Origin of the sequence: Pseudomonas sp. SR18, from assembly GCF_023701505.1 — a bacterium.
Lineage (GTDB): Bacteria > Pseudomonadota > Gammaproteobacteria > Pseudomonadales > Pseudomonadaceae > Aquipseudomonas > Aquipseudomonas cyclaminis.
This window is the reverse complement of the sequence record NZ_JAMQAU010000011.1, coordinates 155,507-180,440: the sequence shown is the minus strand read 5'-3', so window position 1 is coordinate 180,440 and position 24,934 is coordinate 155,507. Positions and strand designations below refer to the sequence as shown.

Sequence of the window (24,934 nt, the reverse complement as noted above, 5' to 3'; positions counted from 1 at the left end):
GTGGTATACCATAATACATACAACCAACAAGTCGAGCATTTCACATGGCCTTCAACAGCATTGCAGACATCATCGAAGACTACCGCCAAGGCAAGATGGTGCTTCTGGTGGACGACGAAGACCGGGAAAACGAGGGTGACCTGTTGCTGCCCGCCGCCTGCTGCACCGCCGAGACTATCAGCTTCATGGCCCGTGAAGCCCGCGGCCTGATCTGCCTGACACTCACCGACGAGCACTGTCAGCGCCTGGGCCTTGAGCAAATGGTGCCGAGCAATGGCAGCGTGTTCAGCACCGCGTTTACCGTGTCCATCGAAGCCGCCACGGGCGTGACCACCGGCATCTCCGCCGCCGACCGCGCACGCACCGTGGCAGCGGCCGTGGACATCAATGCCGGACCGACCGACATCGTGCAGCCGGGGCATATCTTCCCGTTGCGCGCCAAGGATGGCGGCGTGCTGACTCGCGCCGGGCATACCGAAGCCGGTTGCGACCTGGCGCGCCTGGCTGGGCACACGCCGGCCTCGGTGATCGTCGAAGTAATGAACGACGACGGCACCATGGCCCGCCGTCCGGAGCTGGAAGTCTTCGCACGCAAACATGGCATCAAGATCGGCACCATCGCCGACCTGATCCACTACCGCCTCAGCACCGAACGCACCGTGGTGCGCATCGGTGAGCGCGACCTGCCCACGGTGCACGGCACCTTCCGCCTGATCACCTTTGAAGACCGTATCGACGGCGGCGTGCACATGGCGATGGTCATGGGCCAGTTGCACCGCGATACACCTGCATTGGTGCGCGTGCATGTGATCGACCCGCTGCGCGACCTGGTCGGTGCCGACTACAGCGGCCCGTCAAACTGGACGCTGTGGGCTGCCTTGCAACGCGTGGCGGCCGAAGGCAGCGGCGTGGTGGTGGTGCTGGCCAATCATGAGTCGTCCCAGGCCCTGTTGGAACGCGTACCGCAACTGACTCAGGCGCCGCGCCAGTTCAGCCGGTCGCAGTCGCGCATTTACTCGGAAGTCGGCACCGGAGCGCAAATTTTGCAGGACCTCGGGGTGGGCAAGTTGCGCCACCTGGGCCCACCTTTGAAATACGCAGGCTTGACCGGTTACGACCTCGAAGTAGTGGAAAGTATTCCCTTCGTTTCATGACCCGGCCAGATAGCCGGTATGGCAAAGTGCTTGCGCAAAGTTTGGAATACCATAATATGATATTCCATAGGTTGGATGACCTTTATAACGTCATCCACACCGACTGCTCCCGATAGGCGGGCATCCAAAGCCCCGCTCATAAACACAACAATGAGGGCGTAAAAATGGTGTTGAACAAAGGTGCAACCGCAGCGCTGTTTGCGGGACTACTGAGCGTGACCAGCCACGTCGCGCTGGCGGCCGAAAGCGTCAATTTCGTGAGCTGGGGCGGTAGCACCCAGGATGCGCAGAAGCAGGCGTGGGCTGACCCGTTCAGCAAGGCCAGCGGTATCACCGTCGTGCAGGATGGCCCCACCGACTACGGCAAACTCAAAGCCATGGTCGAGAGCGGCAACGTGCAGTGGGACGTGGTGGATGTGGAGGCCGACTTCGCCTTGCGCGCCGCCGCCGAAGGCCTGCTCGAACCGCTGGACTTCTCGGTGATCCAGCGCGACAAGATCGACCCGCGCTTCGTCTCCGACCACGGCGTCGGTTCGTTCTTCTTCTCCTTCGTGCTTGGCTACAACGAAGGCAAGCTCGGCGCGGGCAAACCCCAGGATTGGACCGCGCTGTTCGACACCAAGACCTACCCCGGCAAACGCGCCCTCTACAAATGGCCAAGCCCTGGCGTGCTCGAACTGGCGCTGCTGGCCGACGGTGTACCCGCCGACAAGCTCTACCCTCTGGACCTGGACCGCGCCTTCAAGAAACTCGACACCATCAAGAAAGACATCGTCTGGTGGGGCGGCGGCGCGCAGTCGCAACAACTGCTGGCCTCCGGCGAAGTCAGCATGGGGCAGTTCTGGAACGGCCGTATCCACGCCCTGCAGGAAGACGGTGCACCGGTCGGCGTGAGCTGGAAGCAAAACCTGGTGATGGCCGACATTCTCGTTGTGCCTAAAGGTTCGAAAAACAAAGCGGCAGCGATGAAATTCCTGGCCAATGCCAGCAGCGCCAAGGGCCAGGCGGATTTTTCCAACCTGACCGCCTATGCGCCGGTGAACATCGACAGCGTGCAGCGCCTGGATTCAGTCCTCGCACCCAACCTGCCGACGGCGTATGCCAAGGACCAGATCACCCTCGATTTCGCCTACTGGGCCAAGAACGGCCCGGCCATTGCGACACGGTGGAATGAATGGCTAGTCAAATGAAAATGACGGCAACCACACCGACCGGGAGCGCCCTCGGCGCTGCCGGTGCGGTACCGGCCAGGACACACTCGCCGTCCCTGGCACAGCGTTGGCGCGGATCGAGCAACCTGATCCCGGCCCTGCTGTTTCTCGGCCTGTTCTTCCTCGCGCCGCTGATCGGCCTGCTGCTGCGCGGCGTACTGGAGCCGGTGCCGGGCCTGGGCAACTATGAACAGCTGTTCGCCAACTCGGCCTATGCCCGGGTGTTGCTCAATACCTTTTCGGTGGCGGGACTGGTGACCTTGTTCAGCCTGCTACTGGGCTTTCCGCTGGCCTGGGCAATCACCCTGGTGCCGCGTGGTTGGGGGCGCTGGATGCTGAGCATTGTGCTGCTGTCGATGTGGACCAGCCTGCTGGCCCGCACCTATTCCTGGCTGGTGTTGCTGCAAGCCTCTGGGGTGATCAACAAGGCGTTGATGGCCATGGGCATCATCGATCAGCCATTGGAGATGGTGCATAACCTCACCGGCGTGGTGATCGGCATGAGCTACATCATGATCCCGTTCATCGTGCTGCCGTTGCAGGCGACCATGCAGGCCATCGACCCGATGATCCTGCAGGCAGGCTCGATCTGCGGCGCGAGCCCGTGGACCAACTTCTTCCGTGTCTTCCTGCCGCTGTGCCGGCCGGGGTTGTTCTCCGGCGGGCTGATGGTGTTCGTGATGTCTCTCGGTTACTACGTCACCCCGGCGCTGCTCGGCGGTGCGCAGAACATGATGCTGCCCGAGTTCATCATTCAGCAGGTGCAGTCGTTCCTCAATTGGGGCCTGGCCAGTGCCGGCGCCGCGTTGCTGATCTTCATCACGCTGGTGCTGTTCTACTTCTACCTGAAGCTTCAGCCGGAATCCCCGGTTGGCGCCAGCAACGCGAGGTAAGCCGTCATGCTCCTGACCCCCAACGCCATGAGCCGCAGGATGCGCTTGGGCCTCTACACCACCACCGGGTTGATCGGCCTGTTCCTGCTGCTGCCGATCGTGTTTATCGTGCTGCTGTCGTTCGGCTCGTCGCAATGGCTGGTGTTCCCGCCGCCCGGCTGGACGCTCAAATGGTACGGCCAATTCTTTTCCAACCCCGATTGGATGAACGCCGCCGTGGCCAGCCTCAAGGTCGCGGTGTTGACCACGGTGTTCGCCGTCGCCCTGGGCCTGCCCACCGCGTTTGCCCTGGTGCGCGGGCGCTTCCCCGGCCGCGAGTTGCTTTACGGCCTGTTCACCCTGCCGATGATCGTGCCGCTGGTGATCATCGCGGTGGCGGTGTATGCGCTGTTCCTCAAGCTGGGCTACACCGGCACGATGTTCGCCTTTGTGGTCAGCCATGTGATCGTTGCGCTGCCGTTTACCATCATCTCGATCATCAACTCGCTGAAGCTGTTCGACCAGTCGATTGAAGACGCGGCGGTGATCTGCGGCGCCTCGCGCTTGCAGGCCGTGTTCAAGGTGACGTTCCCGGCGATTCGCCCTGGGATGATCGCCGGTGCACTGTTCGCGTTCCTAGTCTCATGGGACGAAGTGGTGCTCAGCGTGATGATGGCCAGCCCGACCCTGCAAACCCTTCCCGTAAAAATGTGGACCACCCTGCGCCAGGACCTGACGCCTGTGATCGCCGTCGCCTCGACGCTGCTGATCGGCCTCTCGGTGCTGGTCATGGTGATTGCCGCCGCCGTTCGCCGGCGCACCGAAACCCGCGCTTGAGCGCCGAGGATTAAGACATGAGTGCAGTGATCAAAGACCCCGTGCAAACACCTGGCCAAAGCCTGGTGAGCCTGCGCAACCTGAACAAGTTCTACGGCGAATTTGCTGCCGTGGACAACATCTCGCTGGACATCCAGGACGGCGAATTCCTCACCTTCCTCGGCTCCAGCGGCTCGGGCAAAAGCACCACCCTGTCGATGCTCGCCGGTTTCGAAACGCCGAGCAGCGGCGAGATCCTGGTCAGCGGCCAATCGCTGGTCAACGTGCCGCCGCACAAGCGCGACATCGGCATGGTGTTCCAGCGCTACTCGCTGTTCCCGCATTTGTCGGTGCGCGACAACATCGCCTTCCCCCTGGCGATCCGCAAACTGGCCAGCGCCGAGCGCGAAAAGCGTGTCGACGCCATGCTCAAGCTGGTGCAGCTTGAGCAGTTCGCACATCGCCGCCCTTCGCAACTGTCCGGTGGCCAACAGCAACGAGTCGCCATCGCCCGCGCGCTGGTGTACGAACCGCGCATCCTGCTGATGGACGAACCCCTCGGCGCCCTCGACAAAAAGCTGCGTGAAGACCTGCAGGACGAACTGCGCCAGCTGCACCGGCGCCTGGGCATCACCATCGTCTACGTGACCCACGACCAGGAAGAAGCCATGCGTCTGTCCCAGCGCATAGCGATTTTCAGCCACGGCAAGATCGTCGGCCTGGGCAGCGGCTTCGACCTGTACCAGAACCCGCCGAACGCGTTCGTGGCGTCGTTCCTCGGTAACTCCAACTTCCTCAAGCTCAAGGCCCAGGGCAACGCAGTGGCGTCGTTCGAAGGCCAATCCCTGTCGATCCGCCTGACCACCGGGTTGCGCACCGAACAGGACGTGCTGCTGATGGTACGCCCGGAAAAAGCCCTGGCGCTGAGTGTCGAACAGGCCGCCGAGCAACTGCTGGCGGCGGGCTGGAATGAAGTGTCGGCCATCGTCGGGGAAGTGTTGTTTCTCGGCGAAAGCCAGACCTGCACCGTGCGCACCCTGGGCGGCACGTCGATGACGGTCAAGGCGCTATCGGCTGCGGGTATGCCGCTCAAGGCCGGCGACCCGGTGCGTGTGCGCTGGGCGACGGCGGATGCGTGTGTGTATACCGAGTGGGCCGAAAGCGACCTGAACAAGGCCGCTGGCGCGCATTGAGTCACGGTTGTGGGGCCAATGACGATTGCCTATCTGCTCAAAAACAACGCAAATCAAATGTGGGAGGGGGCAAGCCCCCTCCCACATCCAGACGAGAATCCCGGCGCTGGCGCCCCTCGCCACAGGGTTATGACAGTCGGTAGACCGCCTTGGCCTTGCGGGTGTGTTGACGTGTCTCCAGGCAGTAATACAACGGACACGTCACCACCAAACCCACCAGCCACGACAGGTCCGTGCCTTCCACCAGGTTGGCCCACGGCCCCACGTACAGCGACGTATTGGCAAACGGCAACTGCACGATGATGCCGATGAAGTACGCCACGATCGCATGCAGGTTAAAGCGCCCATACACGCCGCCATCAGCCTGGAAGATCGAAGCGATGTCATAGACGCCGCGCTTGATGACGTAGAAGTCGATCAGGTTGATCGACGCCCACGGCACCAGTACCAGCAACAGCGCGAGGATCAGGCCGATGAACTGCGAGATGAAATCCGCCGACGCGCCCAACGCCACCACGCAACAGCCGGCGAGGATCACGCCCGACAGCACCACGCGCACTTTGATACTGGGAGTCCAGTGGCTGGCGAAGGTCTGGATCGAAGTGACGATCGAGAGCACCGCGCCGTACAGATTCAAGGCGTTGTGGCTGATGATATTGAGCAAAAACAGCACCATCAGGATCGGCCCCAGCCAACCGGTGGCCTGCTTGACCGCTACCATGGCTTCGGTGCCCTCGGGCGTGGCGAGTGCGGCAACCAGGCCAAAGGCGAAGGACAGGATCGTGCCGAGGGTGGCGCCCAGGTAGGTCGCAATGAAAGGCCGGGTAATTCCGATGTCCGCCGGCAGGTAACGCGAGTAGTCGCTGGTATAGGGCGAAAAGCTGATCTGCCAGATCACCCCCAGCGACACGGTGGCCAACCAGCCAGCCGCGTTGAAGCCGCCACGGCTCAGGAAATCCGCCGGCAGGTCATGGGCAAAGATGTAGGCAAACCCGGCGAGCAATGCGCTGCCCATCACCCAGGTGCCGATACGGTTCAAGGTGTGGATAAAGCGGTAGCCGATCACGCCGATGGCGGTGGCGCTGAGGGCGCCGATCAGGATGCTTGCCGGCACCGGCACCGACGGCACGATGCCGACGATGGATTTGCCGGCCAGCACGATGTTGGAAATAAAGAAGCCGATGTAGATCAGTGCGGCGAAGAACACAATCAGCAAGGCGCCGTAGCGGCCGAACTGGCCACGGCTCTGCACCATCTGCGGAATGCCCATGCGCGGGCCCTGGGCCGAGGCAAGGGCTATCACGATACCGCCGAGCAGGTGCCCGAGGGCAATTGCCAGCAGTCCCCAGGCCAGATTGAGGTGGAATACCTGGGCGACCATGGCGCCGGTGACGATGGGCAGCGGCGCGATGTTGGTGCTGAACCATAAAGTGAACAGGTCGCGGGCCTTTCCGTGGCGCTCTGCGAGAGGGACGTAATCGACCGTGTGATGCTCGATCAGGGGGTCTTGCCGGGACATCTGGGGCATGGAAATGAACTCGCGTTTGTCTGATCTTATAGTTGTTTGACGCCATACCGAGAGGAGCTCTTCGGCCCTCTCGGATGAACACCATATTATGGTATTCCAACATTTCCACAAGACTGATCCGCTGTTTGTACCTGCAACTGATCCGGTTCCCTGTCGCCTTGAATCCTTTAAATTTCAGCCTGAACCCCAGCATTCATTGGATATTTCGCCAGAACAAGACGTTTATCGGGGGTTTAAAAAAGCGCTTGCAAGCTGTGTATTACGGTATACCATCATACCTACAAGTTAATAAAAACCGCTCCACCGCCAGAGGACCGTCACATGATCGATGCCGCCATCTACAAACAAGTGATGGGTTCATTTCCGTCCGGGGTCACCGTGATTACCACGCTTGATGACGACGGCCAGATCGTCGGCCTCACCGCCAGCGCCTTCAGCTCCTTGTCCATGGAACCGGCCCTGGTGCTGTTCTGCCCCAATTACAGCTCCGACTCCTACCCCATTCTGATCAAGAACAAGCGCTTTGCCATCCACGTCCTGTCGGGCGGCCAGCAAAGCGAAGCCTATGCGTTTGCGCGCAAGGGCAAAGACAAGGCCCAAGGCATCGAATGGACGCTCAGCGCGCTGGGCAACCCGATCCTGGCGAATGCCACGGCGGTGATCGAGTGCGAGCTGTGGCGTGAATATGAAGGCGGCGACCACGCGATCATGGTCGGCTCGGTCAAGAACCTGATCGTGCCGGAACAGGCCAACGGGCCCTTGGTCTATTGCCACGGCAAAATGGGCGCCCTGCCCGTGCCTGCCTGACCTCCCAGCAAACCCGGTATTTGCGCAAAACAACAACAGATTAGAGGTAAGCACCATGAAGTTTTCGCTGTTCGTACACATGGAACGTTGGGACGAAAGTGTCAGCCATCGTCAGTTGTTCGAAGACTTGACCGAACTGACCCTGATGGCCGAGGCCGGCGGTTTCAGCACCGTGTGGATTGGCGAACACCACGCCATGGAATACACCATTTCGCCAAGCCCGATGCCGCTGCTGGCTTACCTCGCGGCCAAGACCACCACGATTCATCTGGGCGCCGGCACCATCATCGCGCCGTTCTGGCACCCGCTGCGGGTGGCGGGCGAATGCGCCTTGCTAGACGTGATCAGCAACGGGCGCATGGAAGTCGGCCTGGCTCGCGGCGCGTACCAGGTGGAGTTTGACCGCATGGCCGGCGGCATGCCCGCCTCCAGCGGCGGCCAGGCCCTGCGTGAAATGGTGCCGGTGGTGCGTGCACTGTGGAAAGGCGACTACGCCCACGACGGCGAGATCTGGAAATTCCCCACCTCCACCAGCGTGCCCAAGCCGATCCAGCAGCCCAACCCGCCGATGTGGATCGCCGCCCGCGACCCGGACTCACACAACTTCGCGGTGGCCAACGGCTGCAATGTGATGGTGACGCCGCTGATGAAGGGCGACGAAGAAGTCCTCGACCTGAAAAACAAATTCCAGGCGGCCCTCGACAACAACCCCGACGTACCGCGCCCGCAATTGATGGTACTGCGCCACACCCATGTGCACGCGGCCGATGATCCGGAAGGTTGGAAAGTCGGGGCCAAGGCAATCTCGAAGTTCTATCGCACCTTCGATGCCTGGTTCGGCAATAAAGAAGTCCCGGTGAATGGCTTCCTGGCGCCAAGCCCGGAAGAAAAATTCGCCGCCCGCCCTGAGTTCGAACTGGAAAGCCTGCACAAGACCGCGATGATCGGCACCGCCGCCGAGATCATCCCGCGCATCCAGTACTACCAGGAACTGGGCGTGGATGAGTTCAGCTTCTGGTGCGATAACAGCTTGTCTCATGCAGAGAAGAAGAAGTCGCTGGCGCTGTTTATCGAGAAGGTGGTGCCGGTGTTTCGTTGATTAAAATCGAAAACTGAGGCGTGCGAGGGCGGCGGTGTGCGGGCCGCCTTTGCACCGAACTGATATCAAATTGGAATCATTTGCCGCACTTGCTCTACACTGCCTCCTTTTCACGCCTCACTGATCGGCAGTTGCCGGCCCGTGAATAAGGAGATTCTGGTGTCGCTCAACGTCCGTCGCTGCCTCGCCGTGGGTGCAATAACCCTGGCATCCCTCAGCCTCACAGGCTGCTTTACCGAAGAAATCGATGCCCGTCAGACCCGGGAAATCCAAGGCTTACTCTATAAAGTCCATGCCGATGATCCGTTCAGCGGGCGCGTGCTCAACTACCCAATGTCTGTGCTCGGTTTGTTCAACGTCGGCACCTGTACTGTCGATATCGAAAAAGGGCTGCCCGACGGTGAAATTCATTGCTCCGACAACGCCGGTAACTTACTGGCCTCGGGCGAGTTCAAAGCCGGCAAGCGCGATGGCAAAGAAGAAAAATTCGACGCCAAGACCGGCAAGAAAATCTTGATCGCCCATTGGAAAAACGGAGCGCAGGACGGTGTAACCGAGCAGTTCAACCCGCAGAACGGTGAACGTATCCTCGAGGTGCAATACACCGCCGGTAAAAAGAATGGCGCCGAACGCGCCTGGGACAATGAAGGCGATGCATTGATCGCCGACCTGAAATGGGAGAACGGCCTGCGCAGTGGTTTCGATAACCGTGGCACCCAGCACCGCACGTACCTGAACGGCAAGCAGCACGGTCCTCAAAAAGACTATGGCCTGACCGGCAATCGCTTCTATGTCTCTGACGAAGAAAACTACGAAAACGGCCTGCAGCACGGCGCCCAGCGGCGTATCGATGCGCGCGGGAACGTGACTGAGTCCAGTGTGTTCGAACACGGAAAACTGCGCACACGCGTAGTTGACCAGTACAGCTATGACGGTAAACACATCCATCACGTCAGCCGTGTGGCCCTCAAGGAAGACGTCAACCAATACATGGCCAGTGACTTGGCCAACGACGGCACCGAACAGTACTGGGATGACAACGGCCACCTCATCCGCGAACTGGAGTGGAACAAAGGCAAGTTGATCAGTGCCACCGCAACGGTGTGGGTCGGTGACCGCCAGGAAAGCCAGTTCCAGGGACTCGGGCGCGATAACTATGACCAACAACAGCGCGTGGTCAAACAGGGCCAGGAACGGCTGTTCAGTGACAAGGGTGAACTACAGGCAATCATCGTCTGGAATGCGGGCCAGGTCAGTCAGGTGCTTGTCACCCTCACACCCGATCTGCGCCAGCAGCACCCCGGCAAAATCGGCTTGCTCGGCGGCTTTCAGCAATGGGCCAATCCGGTGAGAGAGGAAGAGGCCTTCGACAAGAACAGCACCTACGTCGGTGCCGGCTTTGTCTCCCGCTATGAGCAACTGGTCGACATCCCCGCGCCAGGCCAGGCGATCGTCACCACCCCGCCCCAGGCAACGGTGGCCACGAACTCCGGCAACAGCACCCGTGATCGTGAAAGCTGCGTACAACGCCAGGTCGACGCGGTGCATGCCGAAGACCCTGAGGCGCTGATCCGCGCCGACATGCTCGAAGAGTTCGAGCAGAGCTGCCTGTAATGGCCTTGTTGATGGAGTGCGACATGAAGCAATCGCTGGAACGCTTTGTCCTGGCTCAAGCCTCACAATTCGAAGCTGCCCTTAATGAGTTGGAGCACGGAAAAAAAGACGGCCATTGGATGTGGTTCATCTTTCCCCAACTGCGCGGCCTGGGCTCCAGTGAAAAGGCCACCTACTACGGCTTGCAGGGTGCTGCTGAAGCACGCGACTACTTGCAACACCCGATATTAGGTCCCCGGCTTGCTCGCGCCACCCGTGCAGTCCTCGATGCAGCAGTGCCTTTGGAGGAGCTGCTCGGCGACGTCGACGCGCTGAAATTCGCCTCCTGCATGACGCTGTTCGCGGCTGCCACTGATGCCGGATCCCTCTATGCGCAAGCGCGGGATGGCCTGAGCGGCGTAGATGAAAAAACACGTATGATTCTTAACCAGCAAGAGAATGGACATGACTGATTACGAAAAATGGACATTGGCAGTGCAGATCATCGTGGCGTTGGCCGCTTTCCTCTCTGTGTACCTGGTGGGCCGCCAGATCGGAATCTTGACGTCCCAACTCAAGGCAACACAGCTGGCCTCCGAAGCACAGAGCATCATCTCGATTGTCGAATTCCTGCAAGCCAGTGACGCCCGCGAAGCACGCGAAACGGTCCGCGCGACGCTATCGAGCCTGCACCATGACAGCTGGGACGAACGCCACGTCCAGCAGGCATCCTTGGCCTGTGCAAACTACGACGTCGTGGCAGCACTGCTGCGTGTGGATTTGATCACGAACAAACACGTCATCATCGAAAACTGGGCGCCCAGCATCCTGCACTGCCACCAAGTGCTTGCGCCCTACATCGAGAAAAAGCGCACCCAGGCAGGCGGCGACCGCAAATACTGGAGCAACTTCGATTGGTTGCGCGATCAGTGCGTCCGAAGCTGAATGCAACTTCTTGAGGTGAAACGATGAACGCCGAAACCCTTTTCCAACACACTCTCGAGAAGCTGCGCACGGCACGGCATGTAGTGATTTCTACTGGTGCAGGTATCTCCGCCGAAAGCGGCATTGCCACATTCCGCGACCCCGCGACCGGGCTCTGGTCGCGCTATAAGCAAGGCGAACTCGCCAGTGCTGAAGCCTTTGAACAAAACCCTGCATTGGTCTGGGGCTGGTATTCCTGGCGTCGAATGCTGGTCAGCAAAGCGAAGCCAAATGCTGCGCACCTGGCCGTGGCCGAGCTCGAACAATCCCTGCACCGCGTAACACTTATCACGCAGAACGTCGACGATCTGCATGAGCGCGCGGGCTCCAGGGATGCGATTCATCTACATGGGCACCTGACCACTGCTCGCTGCTACACGTGTAATAAACCTTATCTGGATGCCCTACCTGTCAATGCGTCCCTGGAAGAAGGTCCATCAGATCCGCCGCACTGCCAATACTGTGACGGCCTGGTTCGACCGAACGTTGTCTGGTTTGGTGAGAAATTGTCGCCTGAGGAGATAAACCGCGCCAATGCAGCGGCGCTCGACTGCGACGTTTTCCTGTCCGTTGGGACCTCCGAAAGCGTCGCTCCAGCGGTATACCTGCCGATCTTGGCCGCCGAACGGGGAGCCTGGGTCGTGCACATCAATCTTGCACCCTCCGTATCAGCGCCCGGCAACACCCTAATTGGCACCGCGACCAGTTGGCTTCCCAGAATTGCACAGGCATTGATCAGCGTTTAAATCACCAGAACAACGTGCCCTTTGCCGTGCGATGCCCCCGCATCGCACCCAAAGCGGCATTTAACCGCACTGCATCATCGCAGCACCTGTAATAGTCTATTGCAGGACTACAATGTACTAACTGGTTACTTATCTTGCTAAAATCGCGTCTTTGCCCTCTCTCACTCGAGTCCTTTCGACATGAAACGAGCATCGCGCGCCACTGGCGTCTCTAGATTCCTACTCCTGGGCCTGGGCGTAATCATCGTCCTGCTCGGCCTCGCGCTGGCCGTTGGCGGCGCCAAACTGGTGAGCCTCGGCGGTTCCTGGTACTTCCTGATCGGCGGCGTGGCCATGGCGGTTTCCGGCCTGTTGATTGCCCGGCGCAACACCGCCGGTGCATGGTTGTTCGCCGCGTTCCTGATCGGCACGGCCATCTGGGCCGTGGCGGATGTGGGCCTGGTGTTCTGGCCGCTGTTCTCGCGCGTGTTCATGTTCGCCGCCATCGGCATGGTCGTAGCGCTGGTGTATCCGCTGCTGGTCGGCAAGCCTGCACGCGGTGCCTATGGCGTCGCTGCCGTGTTGGCAGTGGGCGTAGCGGTTGCGGCGGGTAATATGTTTGTCGCCCACCCAAGCGTCGCCCCCACCGGTGCCGGCCCAGGCGTCACGCCCGTGGCCCCGGCCGATGCGCAGAAAGATTGGGCGCACTACGGCAACACCGAAGGCGGCAGCCGTTTCGCCGCGCTGGACCAGATCAACCGCGACAACGTCAACAAGCTTAAAGTCGCCTGGACCTACCACACCGGCGACGTAGCGATCAGCGACGGCAACGGTGCCGAAGACCAACTGACCCCGCTGCAGATCGGCAACAAAGTCTTCATCTGCACCCCGCACAACAACCTGATCGCCCTCGACGCCGACACCGGCAAAGAGCTGTGGAAGAACGAAGTCAACGCCAAGTCGGCGGTGTGGCAGCGTTGCCGTGGCATGGCGTATTTCGACGCCACCGCGCCGATTGCCCAGCCGACCCAGCCCAACAGCTCGCCGATCATCGCCGCCACGGTTGCGCCCGGCGCGCAGTGCCAGCGCCGTTTGCTGACCAACACCATCGACGCACGCCTGATCGCGGTCGATGCCGACACCGGAAAATTCTGCGAAGACTTCGGCACCCACGGCCAAGTGGATTTGAAAGCCGGCCTGGGCAACGTCCCGGACAGCTACTACCAGCTCTCCTCTGCCCCACTGATCGCCGGCACCACCGTTGTGGTGGGCGGCCGCGTGGCGGATAACGTGCAGACCGACATGCCAGGCGGCGTGATCCGTGGTTTTGATGTAATCAGTGGCCAGATGCGCTGGGCCTTCGACCCCGGCAACCCAGAAGACAAACAAGCCCCGACCGGCGACAGCACCTACGTGCGCAGCACGCCAAACAGCTGGGCGCCGATGTCCTACGACCCGCTGATGAACACGATTTTCCTGCCGATGGGCAGTTCGTCCACCGATATCTACGGCGTTGAGCGCACCCAGCTCAACCATAAATACGGCGCTTCGGTGCTGGCCCTGGATGCCTCCAGCGGTGCGGAAAAATGGGTGTACCAGACCGTCCACAACGACCTGTGGGACTTCGACCTGCCGATGCAGCCGAGCCTGATCGACTTCACCCCGCCTGGCAGCGACAAAGCTGTACCGGCGGTGGTGATTGGCACCAAGGCCGGGCAGATCTACGTGCTGGATCGCGCCACCGGCAAGCCGCTGACCGAGGTCAAAGACGTACCGGTCAAGGCCGCCAACATCCCCAATGAGCCCTACTCTCCAACCCAGCCTAAATCGGTGGGCATGCCGCAGATCGGCGCGCAAACCCTGACTGAATCGGACATGTGGGGCGCCACGCCGTACGACCAGTTGCTGTGCCGCATCGACTTCAAAGGCATGCGCTACGACGGTCTGTACACCGCGCCAGGCACCGATAAATCCCTGAGCTTTCCCGGCTCCCTGGGCGGCATGAACTGGGGCAGTATTTCCACCGACCCGGTGCACGGTTTTATCTTCGTCAACGACATGCGCCTGGGCCTGTGGATCCAGATGGTGCCGGCGCAGAAAAACGCCCAAACCTCCTCCGGTGGCGAAGCGCTGAACACCGGCATGGGCGCCGTCCCGCTCAAGGGCACGCCGTATGCCGTGAACAAAAACCGCTTCCTGTCGGTGGCCGGCATTCCGTGCCAGGCGCCGCCGTTCGGCACCCTGACCGCTATCGACATGAAGACCCAGAAGGTCGCGTGGCAAGTACCGGTCGGCACCGTTGAAGACACTGGCCCGCTGGGCATCCGCATGCACCTGCCGATCAAGATCGGCCTGCCGACCCTCGGCGGCACGCTGTCGACCCAGGGCGGTTTGATCTTTATCGCCGGTACCCAGGACTTCTACCTGCGCGCCTTCAACAGCGGCAATGGTGATGAAGTCTGGAAGGCCCGCCTGCCCGTCGGCAGCCAAGGCGGCCCGATGACCTACGTGTCGCCGAAAACCGGCAAGCAGTACGTAGTCATCACCGCTGGCGGTGCACGCCAATCCACTGACCGTGGCGACTACGTGATCGCCTACGCCCTGCCATAACCCCTCTGTCCGCGCGGTGCCCTTGCACCGCGCGCTCCGGCATCGGCAACAAGCCCCTTCTACATCGCCTGCATTTCAATAGGTGAGCGGTATCGTTAGTGGCATTTGGTCATGGTTTGTAAAGGGCCAGCAAGTCGGGTCGCTTTTAATTGCAGGACGTTTCCTAGACAATTCCTGCCGCCTTGTGCCTGTTGGAATCGCTGGCTAGTCCGCCGTCCGTCACTGCCAAATCAGTGATCGGGTTTAGTCGCCTGATCTTCCAACGCGTGCATGGTCCTTCATCAGTTTTATGGTGGCTGTGCGCAGGGCACCTTCGGGTGCGCCGGTATTTTCGCGTTGGAGCCGGTCGACTAACCTGCGTACAGCCGCCACCCTCGTTTAGTCGCGAAGGGTGTCGGCCCCTCATCCAACGCGAAGGTACACCATGAATAAAGTCATCCCCGATCCACCCTTTGATCCCGCCAAAGACCGCGCCGCCTTCAACCGCGCCATCGACCACTACCTGCCCACTCAAGGCCTCCACTCGGTCAACGAAGACCTGAGTTTCGAAGATGCCCTGCTTTACACCGCCAGCTTGCTCGACAGCGCTTCCGCCACGGCGCTGGATTGCGGTGACCTGCTACCAAGCCCCGAACGGGCGAAGATTCTGGCCGTGTGGCATTTGCTGGAAATTGCAAAGACCACCGTGGATCGCTCCATCGAATGCCTGAAGCCCGCTAAAGCAACTGCCTGAACACGTTAAAAAGGTGGGAGGGGGCAAGTCGAAGCGTCGCACCGCCCCTCCCACATTGGGTCCAGCAGTGTATGTAAGGCCTTACTCAGGCACGGGCAACTCAAACTCCGCACCCTGCTGGTACTCCCGCGGCGTACAACCCAATTCACGACGAAACACCGTATGCAGGTACTGCGCCGACTTGAAGCCGCACTTGGCCGCAATATCGGCAATCGCCAGTTCGTGGCTCTCCAGGCCCTTGGCGGCGGCGGCGAGTTTGAAGCGCAGGATCTCGTCATGCACGCTGCAGCCGCGCACCTTGCGAAAGTGCGCTTCCAGGGATGAGCGCGACACGCCGACATAGGCCGCCACCTGCGCGGTCTTGATGCCCTGGCAGGCGTACTGGCGGATAAACAGCAGCGCCTGCATCACGTACGGATTACCCAAGGGTTGATGCAAGCTGGAGGCCTGCACATTGATCGCCTCCGGCGGTACCAGGACCCGCGTGCCCACGCACGGCTTGCCATGCAGCATCTGGTGCAACAGCGCGGCGGCAGTACGGCCCATGGTTTCGGTGCCCTGGATCACCGAACTCAGCGGCACCCGCGTGAGGGTGCGGGTCAGCGGGTCGTTGTCGATGCCGATCAGCGCCACTTGTTCCGGCACGGCGATACCGGCGGTAAGGCAGGCTTGCAGCAATTGCCGGGCACGGGCATCGGTGACGGCGATGATGCCGATGGGTTTGGGCAAACTTTCCAGCCAGGCGATCTGTTGCTCCACGGCGCTGTCCCACAACGGCGCGCTGGTGCCCAGGCCGCGATACACCTCAACGTGCAAACCATCGCGCAGCATCAGGCGGCGAAAGGCTTTTTCGCGCTCCTGGGCCCAGCGATTGGCCTGGGCCTCAGGCAGGCTGAAACAGGCAAAGCGCGTCAGCCCGGCCTCGATCAGGTGCTCGTAGGCCAGCTTCATCAAGGCGTAATTGTCGGTGGCCACATAGGGAATGCCCTGGGGATAGGCGCGCGTATCCTCATAGGAACCGCCCACCGCCACCACCGGCAACTGGCTGCCAGCCAGCGCCTCGCCGATCAGCGGGTCGTCGAAGTCGGCAATGATCCCATCGCCTTGAAAGCGCTCGATGCCTTTGAGGCGGCACAGAAAGTCTTCTTCCAGGAACAAGTCCCAGGAGACCCGCGTACTGCTCAGGTAATTGCCGATGCCGGCGATGATGCCGCGGTCGTAGATTTTGCTGCCGTTGAACAACAGCGCAATGCGGTGCACGGGCGGTAGGGTTTTCATTGTTTTTGTCCTGGGGCCTGTTTCGACAGACTAGCCCTCACTGCACAAAATCGCACTACGCCTTGGTGATTTTCATAATCGGCAGGCCTGTTGCCGTTGCTAGTATCCAGACACCGCCAAGAACAATAAGGAAAACGCCATGCCGTACTTCCCCGGTGTCGAGAAGGTTCGCTTCGAAGGCCCCAGCAGCGACTCCCCCCTCGCCTTTCGCCACTACGACGCCAACAAGTTGATCCTCGGCAAACCCATGCGCGAGCATCTGCGCATGGCGGCTTGTTATTGGCACACGTTCGTCTGGCCCGGTGCGGATATGTTCGGCGTGGGCACTTTCAAGCGCCCGTGGCAGCGCAGCGGCGAGCCGATGGAGCTGGCCATGGGCAAGGCGGATGCGGCCTTTGAGTTTTTCTCCAAGCTGGGCATCGACTACTACAGTTTTCACGACACCGACGTGGCGCCCGAAGGCAGTTCGCTCAAGGAATATCGCCAGCACTTCGCGCAGATGGTCGACCACCTGGAGCGCCACCAGGAACAGACCGGTATCAAACTGCTGTGGGGCACCGCCAACTGCTTCAGCAACCCGCGCTTTGCCGCCGGCGCGGCCAGTAACCCGGACCCGGAAGTGTTCGCCTATGCCGCCGCCCAGGTGTACAGCGCGATGAACGCCACCCTGCGCCTCAAGGGTTCCAACTATGTGCTGTGGGGCGGCCGTGAAGGCTATGAAACTCTGCTCAATACCGACCTCAAGCGTGAGCGCGAACAGCTCGGGCGCTTTATGCGCATGGTGGTGGAACACAAGCACAAGATCGGCTTCAAGGGCGACCTGCTGATCGAGCCCAAGCCTCAGGAGCCGACCAAGCACCAATACGATTACGACAGCGCCACGGTGTTCGGCTTTTTGCATGAGTACGGCCTGGAACATGAGATCAAGGTGAATATCGAGGCCAACCACGCGACCCTGGCCGGGCACAGTTTCCATCACGAGATTGCCACGGCCGTGTCCCTCGGCATCTTCGGCAGCATCGACGCCAACCGTGGCGACCCGCAGAACGGCTGGGACACCGACCAGTTCCCCAACAGCGTCGAGGAAATGACCCTGGCCACTTATGAAATCCTCAAGGCTGGCGGGTTCAAGAACGGCGGCTATAACTTTGATTCCAAGGTGCGGCGCCAGAGCCTGGATGACGTGGATCTGTTCCACGGCCACGTCGCGGCCATGGACGTATTGGCGCTGGCCCTGGAACGTGCGGCAGCCATGGTGCAGAACGACCGGTTGCAGCAGTTCAAGGACCAGCGCTATGCCGGCTGGCAACAGCCACTGGGCCAGGCGGTGCTGGCGGGTGAGTTCAGCCTGCAATCGCTGGCCGAGCATGCATTTGCCCAGGAGCTCAACCCGCAGGCGGTGAGTGGGCGGCAGGAGATGCTTGAAGGGGTTGTGAACCGGTTTATCTACACCTGAGTGATCCTGTGCACTTTTGCCTGTGGCTGCAGTTGGGGTTGGGATTATGGTTGGGATTGGGATTGGGATTGTGGTGAGCGGGCTTGCCCCGCGCTGGGCTGCGAAGCAGCCCCAAACCAGACGACACAATTTTACCTGAAACACCGAGGTGCCTGACTTCAGGGCTGCTTCGCAGCCCAGCGCGGGGCAAGCCCGCTCACCACAACAGCAACAGCAACAGCAACAGCAACAGCGGTGTTCGACTAGAGTCTTCCAACAACAATAAAAGGACGCACCACCATGAAGTCATTCAAACGCACCCTGCTCGCCACGGCCCTGGCCTTGCTCGCCCTGCCGGTCATGGCCGACCCTGCCCACCCGAAAATCGGCTTTTCCATCGACGACCTGCGCCTTGAACGCTGGTCCCGCGACCGTGACTACTTCGTCGCCGCTGCCGAAAAACTCGACGCGAAAGTCTTTGTGCAATCGGCCGATGCCAACGAGCAGAAGCAGATCTCCCAAATTGAAAACCTGATCTCCCGGGGCGTCGACGTGATCGTGATCGTGCCGTTCAACGCCACGGTGCTGACCAACGCGGTGGCCGAAGCCAAGAAAGCCGGGATCAAGGTGGTGTCCTATGACCGCCTGATTCTCAACGCGGACATCGACGCCTACATCTCCTTCGATAACGAAAAAGTCGGCGAAATGCAGGCCGCCGGCGTGCTGCAAGCCGCGCCCAAGGGAAACTACTTCCTGCTCGGCGGCGCGCCCACCGACAACAACGCCAAAGTGCTGCGCGAAGGCCAGATGAAGGTGCTGCAACCGGCCATCGACAAGGGCGATATCAAGGTGGTCGGCCAACAATGGGTCAAGGAGTGGAACCCCACCGAAGCCCTGAGCATCGTCGAAAACGCCCTGACGCGGAACAACAACAAGATCGACGCCATCGTCGCCTCCAACGACGCCACCGCCGGCGGTGCGATCCAGGCCCTGGCCGCGCAGAAACTCGCGGGCAAGGTGCCGATCTCCGGCCAGGACGCCGACCTCGCCGCAATCAAGCGCGTGATCGACGGCACCCAGACCATGACCGTGTACAAGCCGCTCAAGCTGATCGCCACCGAAGCCGCCAAGCTCTCGGTGCAACTGGCACGCAACGAAAAACCCACCTACAGCTCGCAGTACGACAACGGCAGCAAACAGGTGGACACCATCCTGCTCACCCCGACCCCGCTGACCAAGGCCAATATTGATCTGTTGGAGAAGGATGGGTTCTACACCAAAGAGCAGATTGCCGGGCAGTGACCGCCATGGCCGACTACCTGCTGCAAATGACCGGCATCGTCAAAACCTTTGGCGGTGTCAACGCCCTGAACGGCATCGACATCAGCGTGCGGCCGGGGGAGTGTGTCGGCCTGTGCGGTGAGAATGGCGCGGGCAAATCAACCTTGATGAAGGTGCTGTCGGCGGTCTACCCGTACGGCACCTGGGACGGCGAGATCCTCTGGGATGGGCAGCCGCTCAGGGCCCAGTCCATCAGCGAAACCGAGGCCGCGGGCATCGTGATCATCCACCAGGAGCTGACCCTGGTGCCCGACCTCTCGGTGGCCGAAAACATCTTTATGGGCCACGAGCTGACGTTGCCCGGCGGACGCATGAACTACCCGGCGATGCTCCACCGCGCCGAAGCGCTGATGCGTGAACTCAAGGTGCCGGATATGAACGTCGCCTTGCCGGTGTCGCAATACGGCGGCGGCTACCAGCAACTGGTGGAAATCGCCAAGGCGCTGAATAAAAAAGCGCGCCTGCTGATCCTCGACGAGCCCTCGTCGGCCCTGACCCGTTCGGAAATCGAGGTGCTGCTCGACATCATTCGAGACCTCAAGGCCAAGGGCGTGGCCTGCGTGTACATCTCCCACAAGCTCGATGAAGTGGCGGCGGTGTGCGACACCATTGCGGTGATCCGCGACGGCAAGCACATCGCGACCACGGCCATGGCCGACATGGACATCCCGCAAATCATCACGCAGATGGTCGGGCGGGAAATGAGCAACCTCTACCCCACCGAACCCCATGACATCGGCGCGGTGATTTTCGAAGCGCGCAACGTCACCTGCTATGACGTGGACAACCCCAGGCGCAAGCGTGTCGATGATATTTCCTTCGTGCTCAAGCGCGGCGAAATCCTCGGCATCGCCGGACTGGTCGGCGCCGGGCGCACGGAGCTGGTGTCGGCGCTGTTCGGCGCCTACCCCGGCCGCTACAGCGCCGAAGTGTGGCTGGACGGCCAGGTGATCGACACACGCACGCCGCTCAAATCGATCCGCGCGGGGCTGTGCATGGTGCCGGAAGACCGCAAGCGCCAAGGCATCGTTCCCGACCTGGGCGTGGGCCAGAACATCACCCTGGCGATCCTCGACACCTATGCCCATATGACCCGCATCGATGCCGAAGCAGAACTGGGCAGCATCGACCAGCAGATCGCACGCATGCACCTCAAGACCTCCAGCCCGTTCTTGCCGATCACCAGCCTCTCTGGCGGCAATCAGCAAAAGGCCGTGCTGGCAAAAATGCTGATGGCCAAGCCCAAGGTGCTGATCCTCGACGAGCCGACACGCGGGGTGGACGTGGGCGCCAAGTATGAGATCTACAAACTGATGGGCGCGCTGGCGGCCGAAGGCGTGTCGATCATCATGGTGTCTTCGGAACTGGCCGAAGTGCTCGGCGTGTCCAACCGCGTGCTGGTGATCGGCGACGGCCAACTGCGCGGCGACTTCATCAACGAGGGGCTCACCCAGGAACAAGTGCTCGCCGCCGCGCTCAGCCATAACAACAATAATGATCGGAAGACCGCGTAGATGAATCAGGTCAAACAGCTGTTTACCCGCTACAAAATGCTCGCCCTGGTGATCGCCGTGGCGGTGATCTGGCTGTTTTTCAGCTGGCAGACCGAGGGCGGTTTCCTGACACCGCGCAACCTGTCGAACCTGCTGCGCCAGATGGCGATCACCGGGATCCTGGCGTGCGGCATGGTGCTGGTGATTATCAGCGGCGAGATTGATCTGTCGGTGGGTTCGTTGCTGGGGTTGTTGGGCGGGTTGGCGGCGATCCTGGATGTGGTCTATCACATCCCGTTGCTGGCCAATCTCAGCCTGGTGGCGCTGTGCGGGCTGATGATCGGGTTGGCCAACGGCTACATGACGGCCTATCTGCGCATCCCTTCGTTTATCGTCGGATTGGGCGGCATGCTGGCGTTTCGCGGGATTCTGCTGGGGATCACCGGCGGCACCACCATTGCGCCGGTATCGCCGTCGCTGGTGTACGTGGGCCAGGGGTATTTGCCGCACACCGTGGGCATCGGCCTCGGGGTTTTGTTGTTTGCGCTGACGCTGTTCTTGACCTGGAAACAACGGCGCAACCGTGCGCTCCACGGGCTTGCCGCGCATTCGCTGGTGCGTGATGTAGTGCGCGTCGGGGTGATCGGCGCGGTGCTCGCCGGGTTCGTCACCACCCTCAACAGCTACGACGGCATCCCCGTGCCGGTGCTGCTGTTGCTGGTGCTGCTCGGCGTGTTCAGCTACGTCACCAGCCAGACCGTGTTCGGTCGCCGCGTCTACGCGGTGGGCAGCAACATGGAGGCCACACGCCTGTCGGGCATCAACGTGCAGGCAGTGAAACTGTGGATTTTCGGCATCATGGGGGTGATGTGCGCACTGGCCGGCCTGGTCAACACCGCACGTCTCGCGGCGGGTTCGCCGTCGGCGGGCAACATGGGCGAACTGGATGCGATTGCGGCGTGCTTTATCGGCGGCACGTCGATGCGCGGTGGCTCGGGCACGGTGTATGGCGCGCTGCTCGGCGCGTTGGTGATTACCAGCCTGGATAACGGCATGTCGATGCTGGATGTGGACAGTTACTGGCAGATGATCGTCAAGGGCAGCATCCTGGTGCTGGCGGTGTGGGTGGACGTGAGTACGCGGGCGGGGCGCAGGTGAGTGATCCCAAGCACACCGCAGGCTAAATGTGGGAGGGGGCTTGCCCTCGAAGACGGTGGGTCAGCCACACATCCATTGACTGACACTCCGCTTTCGCGAGCAAGCCCGCTCCCACAATGACTATCCGGCGTTAACTACCGAACACCAACGCCACCGCCTGAGCCCCCGCATTTTTCTGCGTGAAGTCCTTGGCCTGGGCGGCTGTCTTCAAGGTATAGCCATAGTTGGAACTGGCCGTCCATTGGGCCTTGGGCGACTTCTGGTTGGTGATCGCCGGCACGCTGTTGGTGTCGGTGAATGTTCCGGTGCCCTTGTCATCCAACATGCCTTTGTTCTGGCTGCCCTCTCCAAAATAGTTGCTCTCAGAAAGGATGTTGGCGTTCTGCGCCAGGGTGAAACCCAGGTGGAAGTTGTTGATGTAGTTGTTGTAGACGTGGAAGTACCCGTAGCGCATCAAGCCCGGCGCGCGGACTTCCATGTTGTCGAAGCGGTTGTGGCACAACGTGAGGCGCGGGTAACCATTGAACTCGGCTTTGTTGTCATCGGCCGGGTGACCGAAGATCAGGCCATATTTGTGGTTACCGAAGAAGCAGTTGCTGATGGTGGCGTAGTCAGCCTTTTCACCGATGTACACCAATTTGTCTTCGCTGCCATCCGTGGTTGACCAGGTGTGGCCAACAAAGGAGCAATGATCGATCCAGTACTTGCTGCCGTAGTTCAGGTACACCTGAATATCGTCATTGGCCTTAATGCTGGCCGAATGCTTGAAGATAATATTTTGCAGAATGATGTTCTGCGACTGCGCGGTTGCACGCAGGTGAATATTCTCCAAGGTACGGTTCTGGAATGAGCCGATCAGGGTCTTGTTGGCGCCCATGTTGACCTTGGTGAGGCTCGACGCCGCGATGTTGCTGTTGATCACCAGGACCCGTGGGGTGGTGTCGCCAATGTTGGCTTTGAGTTGATCCAGCGTGGTGATACTGACCACCTGGCCAGACCAGCCGCCGGTGACTTTGGCGGCGAGTGCAAAACCGGTCAGGCCGGTGAGTTTGCTTTCTGGATACGACATGAGTTCCCTCTCTCTATAAAAACGGCTCGGTTTGACAAGCCTGTGCATTGAGTTAATCCGTTAACTTGCACACAGTGTTTGGCGTAGCTGATGGTGCCGTCCTGGTTGATCAGCGCTTAAACACTGTGTTTATGTACAGTATTATTCAATCGCCTGACCGTCAACCCTCGCGCAAAAAAAATGTGGGAGAGGCAAGCCCCTCCCACACTGGATTTCTACAATCCTGGATTACTTGGACACCGGCATCGCAAACTCCGCGCCCTGCTCGATGCTCTCCGACCAGCGCTGCATGATCGATTTTTGCTTGGTGTAGAAACGCACACCCTCGGTGCCATAGGCGTGCATGTCGCCAAACAGGCTCTTCTTCCAGCCACCAAACCCGTGCCAGGCCATCGGCACCGGGATCGGCACGTTGATGCCGACCATGCCCACCTGGATACGCCGCGCAAATTCGCGGGCAATGTTGCCGTCGCGGGTGAAGCAGCTGACGCCGTTGCCGAACTCGTGATCGTTGACCAGCTTGATCGCCTCGCCAAAATTGTTGACCCGCACACAGGCCAGGACCGGGCCGAAGATTTCTTCGCGGTAGATGCTCATTTCCTGGGTCACATGGTCGAACAGGGTCGCGCCGAGCCAGAAGCCGTTTTCCAGACCCGCTTCGGTGGGCACGTAGTCACGCCCGTCCAGCAGCAATTGCGCGCCGGACTGTACGCCCTGTTCGATGTAGCCGCTGATGCGTTCCAGCGCGGCGCGGGACACAATCGGGCCCATCTCGGCCTTGAGGTCGCGACCGTCAGTGATGCGCAGCTGCTTGGCGCGTTCGGTCAAGGCAGCAATGACTTTGTCACCGACATCGCCGACCAGCACGGCGACGGAGATTGCCATGCAGCGCTCGCCAGCACTGCCATAAGCAGCGCCCATCAGCGCGTCGACGGTTTTTTCGATGTCGGCGTCGGGCATCACCACCATATGGTTTTTCGCGCCGCCCAGGCCCTGTACACGCTTGCCGTTGCGCGCGCCGGTTTCGTAAATGTATTGGGCGATCGGTGTGGAGCCGACGAAGCTCACGGCCTTGACGTCCGGGTGTTCGATCAGTGCATCCACCGATTCCTTGTCGCCCTGGACCACGTTGAACACGCCTTTGGGCAGGCCGGCTTCACGCAGCAGCTCAGCCATGAACAGCGAGGCGCTTGGATCAGTCGGGCTTGGCTTGAGGATGAAGGTGTTGCCCGCCGCGATGGCGATCGGGTACATCCACATCGGCACCATCACCGGGAAGTTGAACGGCGTGACGCCGGCCACGACGCCCAGCGGTTGGCGCATTGTCCAGTTGTCCATGCCTCGGGAGACCTGGTCGGAGTGCTCGCCCTTGAGCAGGTTGGGGATGCCGCAGGCGAATTCCAGAATATCGATGCCACGGTCCACTTCGCCTTGGGCGTCGGTGAAGACCTTGCCGTGCTCGGCGACGATGATGCGCGCCAGGTCGTCCTTGCGCTCACGCAGCAGGTGCAAGTACTGGAACAGCACACGGGCGCGGCGGATGGGCGGGGTGTCGGCCCAGCCGTCGAAGGCGGCTTGGGCGGCGGCAACGGCTTCGGACACGGTCTGGCGGCTGGCCAGCGCAACGCGAGCGGTTTTTTCGCCGGTGGCCGGGTTGAAGACGTCCTGGTAGCGATCATCGCGAGACACGCGCTGGTCGTTGATGTAGTGCTCGATAGTAGTGGTCATGGCAGTCGATCCCGGTGGGTAGCGTTGGGACACACGATAGGCTTTCGCTTTGTTCCAAACCAGAGCAGAATCCTGAACTTATTGTCCACATATGCGAACAATACACC

At 60.8% G+C, this 24,934-nt stretch carries 21 protein-coding genes; 17 read left to right on the top strand and 4 right to left on the bottom strand.

From position 1 onward, the window contains the following. The first annotated feature begins 44 nt into the window (after positions 1 to 44). The 5 genes from ribBA to NDJ82_RS17680 all read left to right on the top strand — a co-directional run bounded on the left by ribBA (position 45) and on the right by NDJ82_RS17680 (position 5,246). On the top strand, positions 45 to 1,154 hold the full coding sequence (gene ribBA, locus NDJ82_RS17700; protein WP_099584568.1) for a bifunctional 3,4-dihydroxy-2-butanone-4-phosphate synthase/GTP cyclohydrolase II: 1,110 nt from the start codon (positions 45 to 47) through the stop codon (positions 1,152 to 1,154). Between the two features lie 164 nt (positions 1,155 to 1,318). Next, entirely contained in the window at positions 1,319 to 2,344 is a 1,026-nt protein-coding gene (locus tag NDJ82_RS17695; RefSeq protein ID WP_112194732.1) for an ABC transporter substrate-binding protein, read from the top strand. Next, positions 2,341 to 3,258 carry an ABC transporter permease gene (locus NDJ82_RS17690; RefSeq protein WP_250925979.1) on the top strand — a complete coding sequence of 306 codons (918 nt, stop codon included), beginning with the start codon at positions 2,341 to 2,343 and terminating at the stop codon, positions 3,256 to 3,258. The genes NDJ82_RS17695 and NDJ82_RS17690 overlap by 4 nt, the downstream gene beginning before the upstream one ends. 6 nt (positions 3,259 to 3,264) lie before the next feature. Beyond that, on the top strand, positions 3,265 to 4,074 hold the full coding sequence (locus NDJ82_RS17685; protein ID WP_250925978.1) for an ABC transporter permease: 810 nt from the start codon (positions 3,265 to 3,267) through the stop codon (positions 4,072 to 4,074). 17 nt (positions 4,075 to 4,091) lie between these two features. Then, positions 4,092 to 5,246, top strand: coding sequence for an ABC transporter ATP-binding protein (locus tag NDJ82_RS17680; protein WP_158876338.1), 1,155 nt, complete (start codon positions 4,092 to 4,094; stop codon positions 5,244 to 5,246). Positions 5,247 to 5,373: 127 nt separating this feature from the next. Here the strand turns inward: NDJ82_RS17680 and NDJ82_RS17675 are convergent, their stop codons facing one another. After that, entirely contained in the window at positions 5,374 to 6,774 is a 1,401-nt protein-coding gene (locus NDJ82_RS17675) for a purine-cytosine permease family protein (RefSeq protein WP_250925977.1), read from the bottom strand. 321 nt (positions 6,775 to 7,095) lie between these two features. On the opposite strand from NDJ82_RS17675, the gene NDJ82_RS17670 reads away from it, so the two are divergent. The 8 genes from NDJ82_RS17670 (at position 7,096) to NDJ82_RS17635 (ending at position 15,325) form a co-directional block, all read left to right on the top strand. Next, positions 7,096 to 7,581 (top strand): flavin reductase family protein, encoded by a 486-nt coding sequence (locus NDJ82_RS17670; protein ID WP_112194727.1) that lies wholly within the window; start codon positions 7,096 to 7,098, stop codon positions 7,579 to 7,581. 55 nt (positions 7,582 to 7,636) lie between these two features. Then, positions 7,637 to 8,680: an LLM class flavin-dependent oxidoreductase gene (locus tag NDJ82_RS17665; RefSeq protein ID WP_250925976.1), complete on the top strand. Its 1,044-nt coding sequence runs from the start codon at positions 7,637 to 7,639 to the stop codon at positions 8,678 to 8,680. Between the two features lie 159 nt (positions 8,681 to 8,839). Then, entirely contained in the window at positions 8,840 to 10,294 is a 1,455-nt protein-coding gene (locus NDJ82_RS17660; RefSeq protein ID WP_250925975.1) for a toxin-antitoxin system YwqK family antitoxin, read from the top strand. Positions 10,295 to 10,317: 23 nt separating this feature from the next. Beyond that, positions 10,318 to 10,746 carry a DUF1810 domain-containing protein gene (locus NDJ82_RS17655; protein ID WP_250925974.1) on the top strand — a complete coding sequence of 143 codons (429 nt, stop codon included), beginning with the start codon at positions 10,318 to 10,320 and terminating at the stop codon, positions 10,744 to 10,746. Beyond that, positions 10,739 to 11,218: a DUF4760 domain-containing protein gene (locus NDJ82_RS17650; protein WP_053139554.1), complete on the top strand. Its 480-nt coding sequence runs from the start codon at positions 10,739 to 10,741 to the stop codon at positions 11,216 to 11,218. The genes NDJ82_RS17655 and NDJ82_RS17650 overlap by 8 nt, the downstream gene beginning before the upstream one ends. A 23-nt stretch (positions 11,219 to 11,241) precedes the next feature. Next, a complete protein-coding gene (locus NDJ82_RS17645) occupies positions 11,242 to 12,003 on the top strand; it encodes an SIR2 family NAD-dependent protein deacylase (RefSeq protein WP_250925973.1) in 762 nt (253 codons plus the stop codon). A 180-nt stretch (positions 12,004 to 12,183) separates the two neighbouring features. After that, positions 12,184 to 14,592: a glucose/quinate/shikimate family membrane-bound PQQ-dependent dehydrogenase gene (locus tag NDJ82_RS17640; protein ID WP_250925972.1), complete on the top strand. Its 2,409-nt coding sequence runs from the start codon at positions 12,184 to 12,186 to the stop codon at positions 14,590 to 14,592. A gap of 424 nt (positions 14,593 to 15,016) precedes the next feature. After that, positions 15,017 to 15,325: a DUF6124 family protein gene (locus tag NDJ82_RS17635; RefSeq protein ID WP_112194721.1), complete on the top strand. Its 309-nt coding sequence runs from the start codon at positions 15,017 to 15,019 to the stop codon at positions 15,323 to 15,325. An 81-nt stretch (positions 15,326 to 15,406) separates the two neighbouring features. Here the strand turns inward: NDJ82_RS17635 and NDJ82_RS17630 are convergent, their stop codons facing one another. After that, a complete protein-coding gene (locus NDJ82_RS17630) occupies positions 15,407 to 16,603 on the bottom strand; it encodes a XylR family transcriptional regulator (RefSeq protein ID WP_250925971.1) in 1,197 nt (398 codons plus the stop codon). 139 nt (positions 16,604 to 16,742) lie between these two features. Between NDJ82_RS17630 and xylA the strand changes: the two genes are divergently transcribed. The 4 genes from xylA (at position 16,743) to NDJ82_RS17610 (ending at position 22,030) form a co-directional block, all read left to right on the top strand. After that, a complete protein-coding gene (xylA, locus tag NDJ82_RS17625) occupies positions 16,743 to 18,059 on the top strand; it encodes a xylose isomerase (protein WP_250925970.1) in 1,317 nt (438 codons plus the stop codon). 279 nt (positions 18,060 to 18,338) lie between these two features. Further along, on the top strand, positions 18,339 to 19,340 hold the full coding sequence (gene xylF / locus NDJ82_RS17620) for a D-xylose ABC transporter substrate-binding protein (protein WP_099584557.1): 1,002 nt from the start codon (positions 18,339 to 18,341) through the stop codon (positions 19,338 to 19,340). A gap of 5 nt (positions 19,341 to 19,345) precedes the next feature. Then, the gene (xylG, locus tag NDJ82_RS17615; RefSeq protein ID WP_250925969.1) at positions 19,346 to 20,893 is read left to right on the top strand and encodes a D-xylose ABC transporter ATP-binding protein; all 1,548 of its coding nucleotides are present in this window, start codon (positions 19,346 to 19,348) and stop codon (positions 20,891 to 20,893) included. Continuing rightward, positions 20,894 to 22,030, top strand: coding sequence for a sugar ABC transporter permease (locus tag NDJ82_RS17610; RefSeq protein ID WP_191948180.1), 1,137 nt, complete (start codon positions 20,894 to 20,896; stop codon positions 22,028 to 22,030). It begins immediately after the preceding gene. 130 nt (positions 22,031 to 22,160) lie between these two features. Here NDJ82_RS17610 and NDJ82_RS17605 read toward each other — a convergent pair whose 3' ends face one another. Together NDJ82_RS17605 and NDJ82_RS17600 are read right to left on the bottom strand one after the other, a co-directional pair. Next, the gene (locus NDJ82_RS17605; protein WP_112194713.1) at positions 22,161 to 23,099 is read right to left on the bottom strand and encodes a pectate lyase family protein; all 939 of its coding nucleotides are present in this window, start codon (positions 23,097 to 23,099) and stop codon (positions 22,161 to 22,163) included. A gap of 228 nt (positions 23,100 to 23,327) precedes the next feature. After that, positions 23,328 to 24,827: a CoA-acylating methylmalonate-semialdehyde dehydrogenase gene (locus NDJ82_RS17600; protein WP_250925968.1), complete on the bottom strand. Its 1,500-nt coding sequence runs from the start codon at positions 24,825 to 24,827 to the stop codon at positions 23,328 to 23,330. Positions 24,828 to 24,934: the final 107 nt, after the last annotated feature.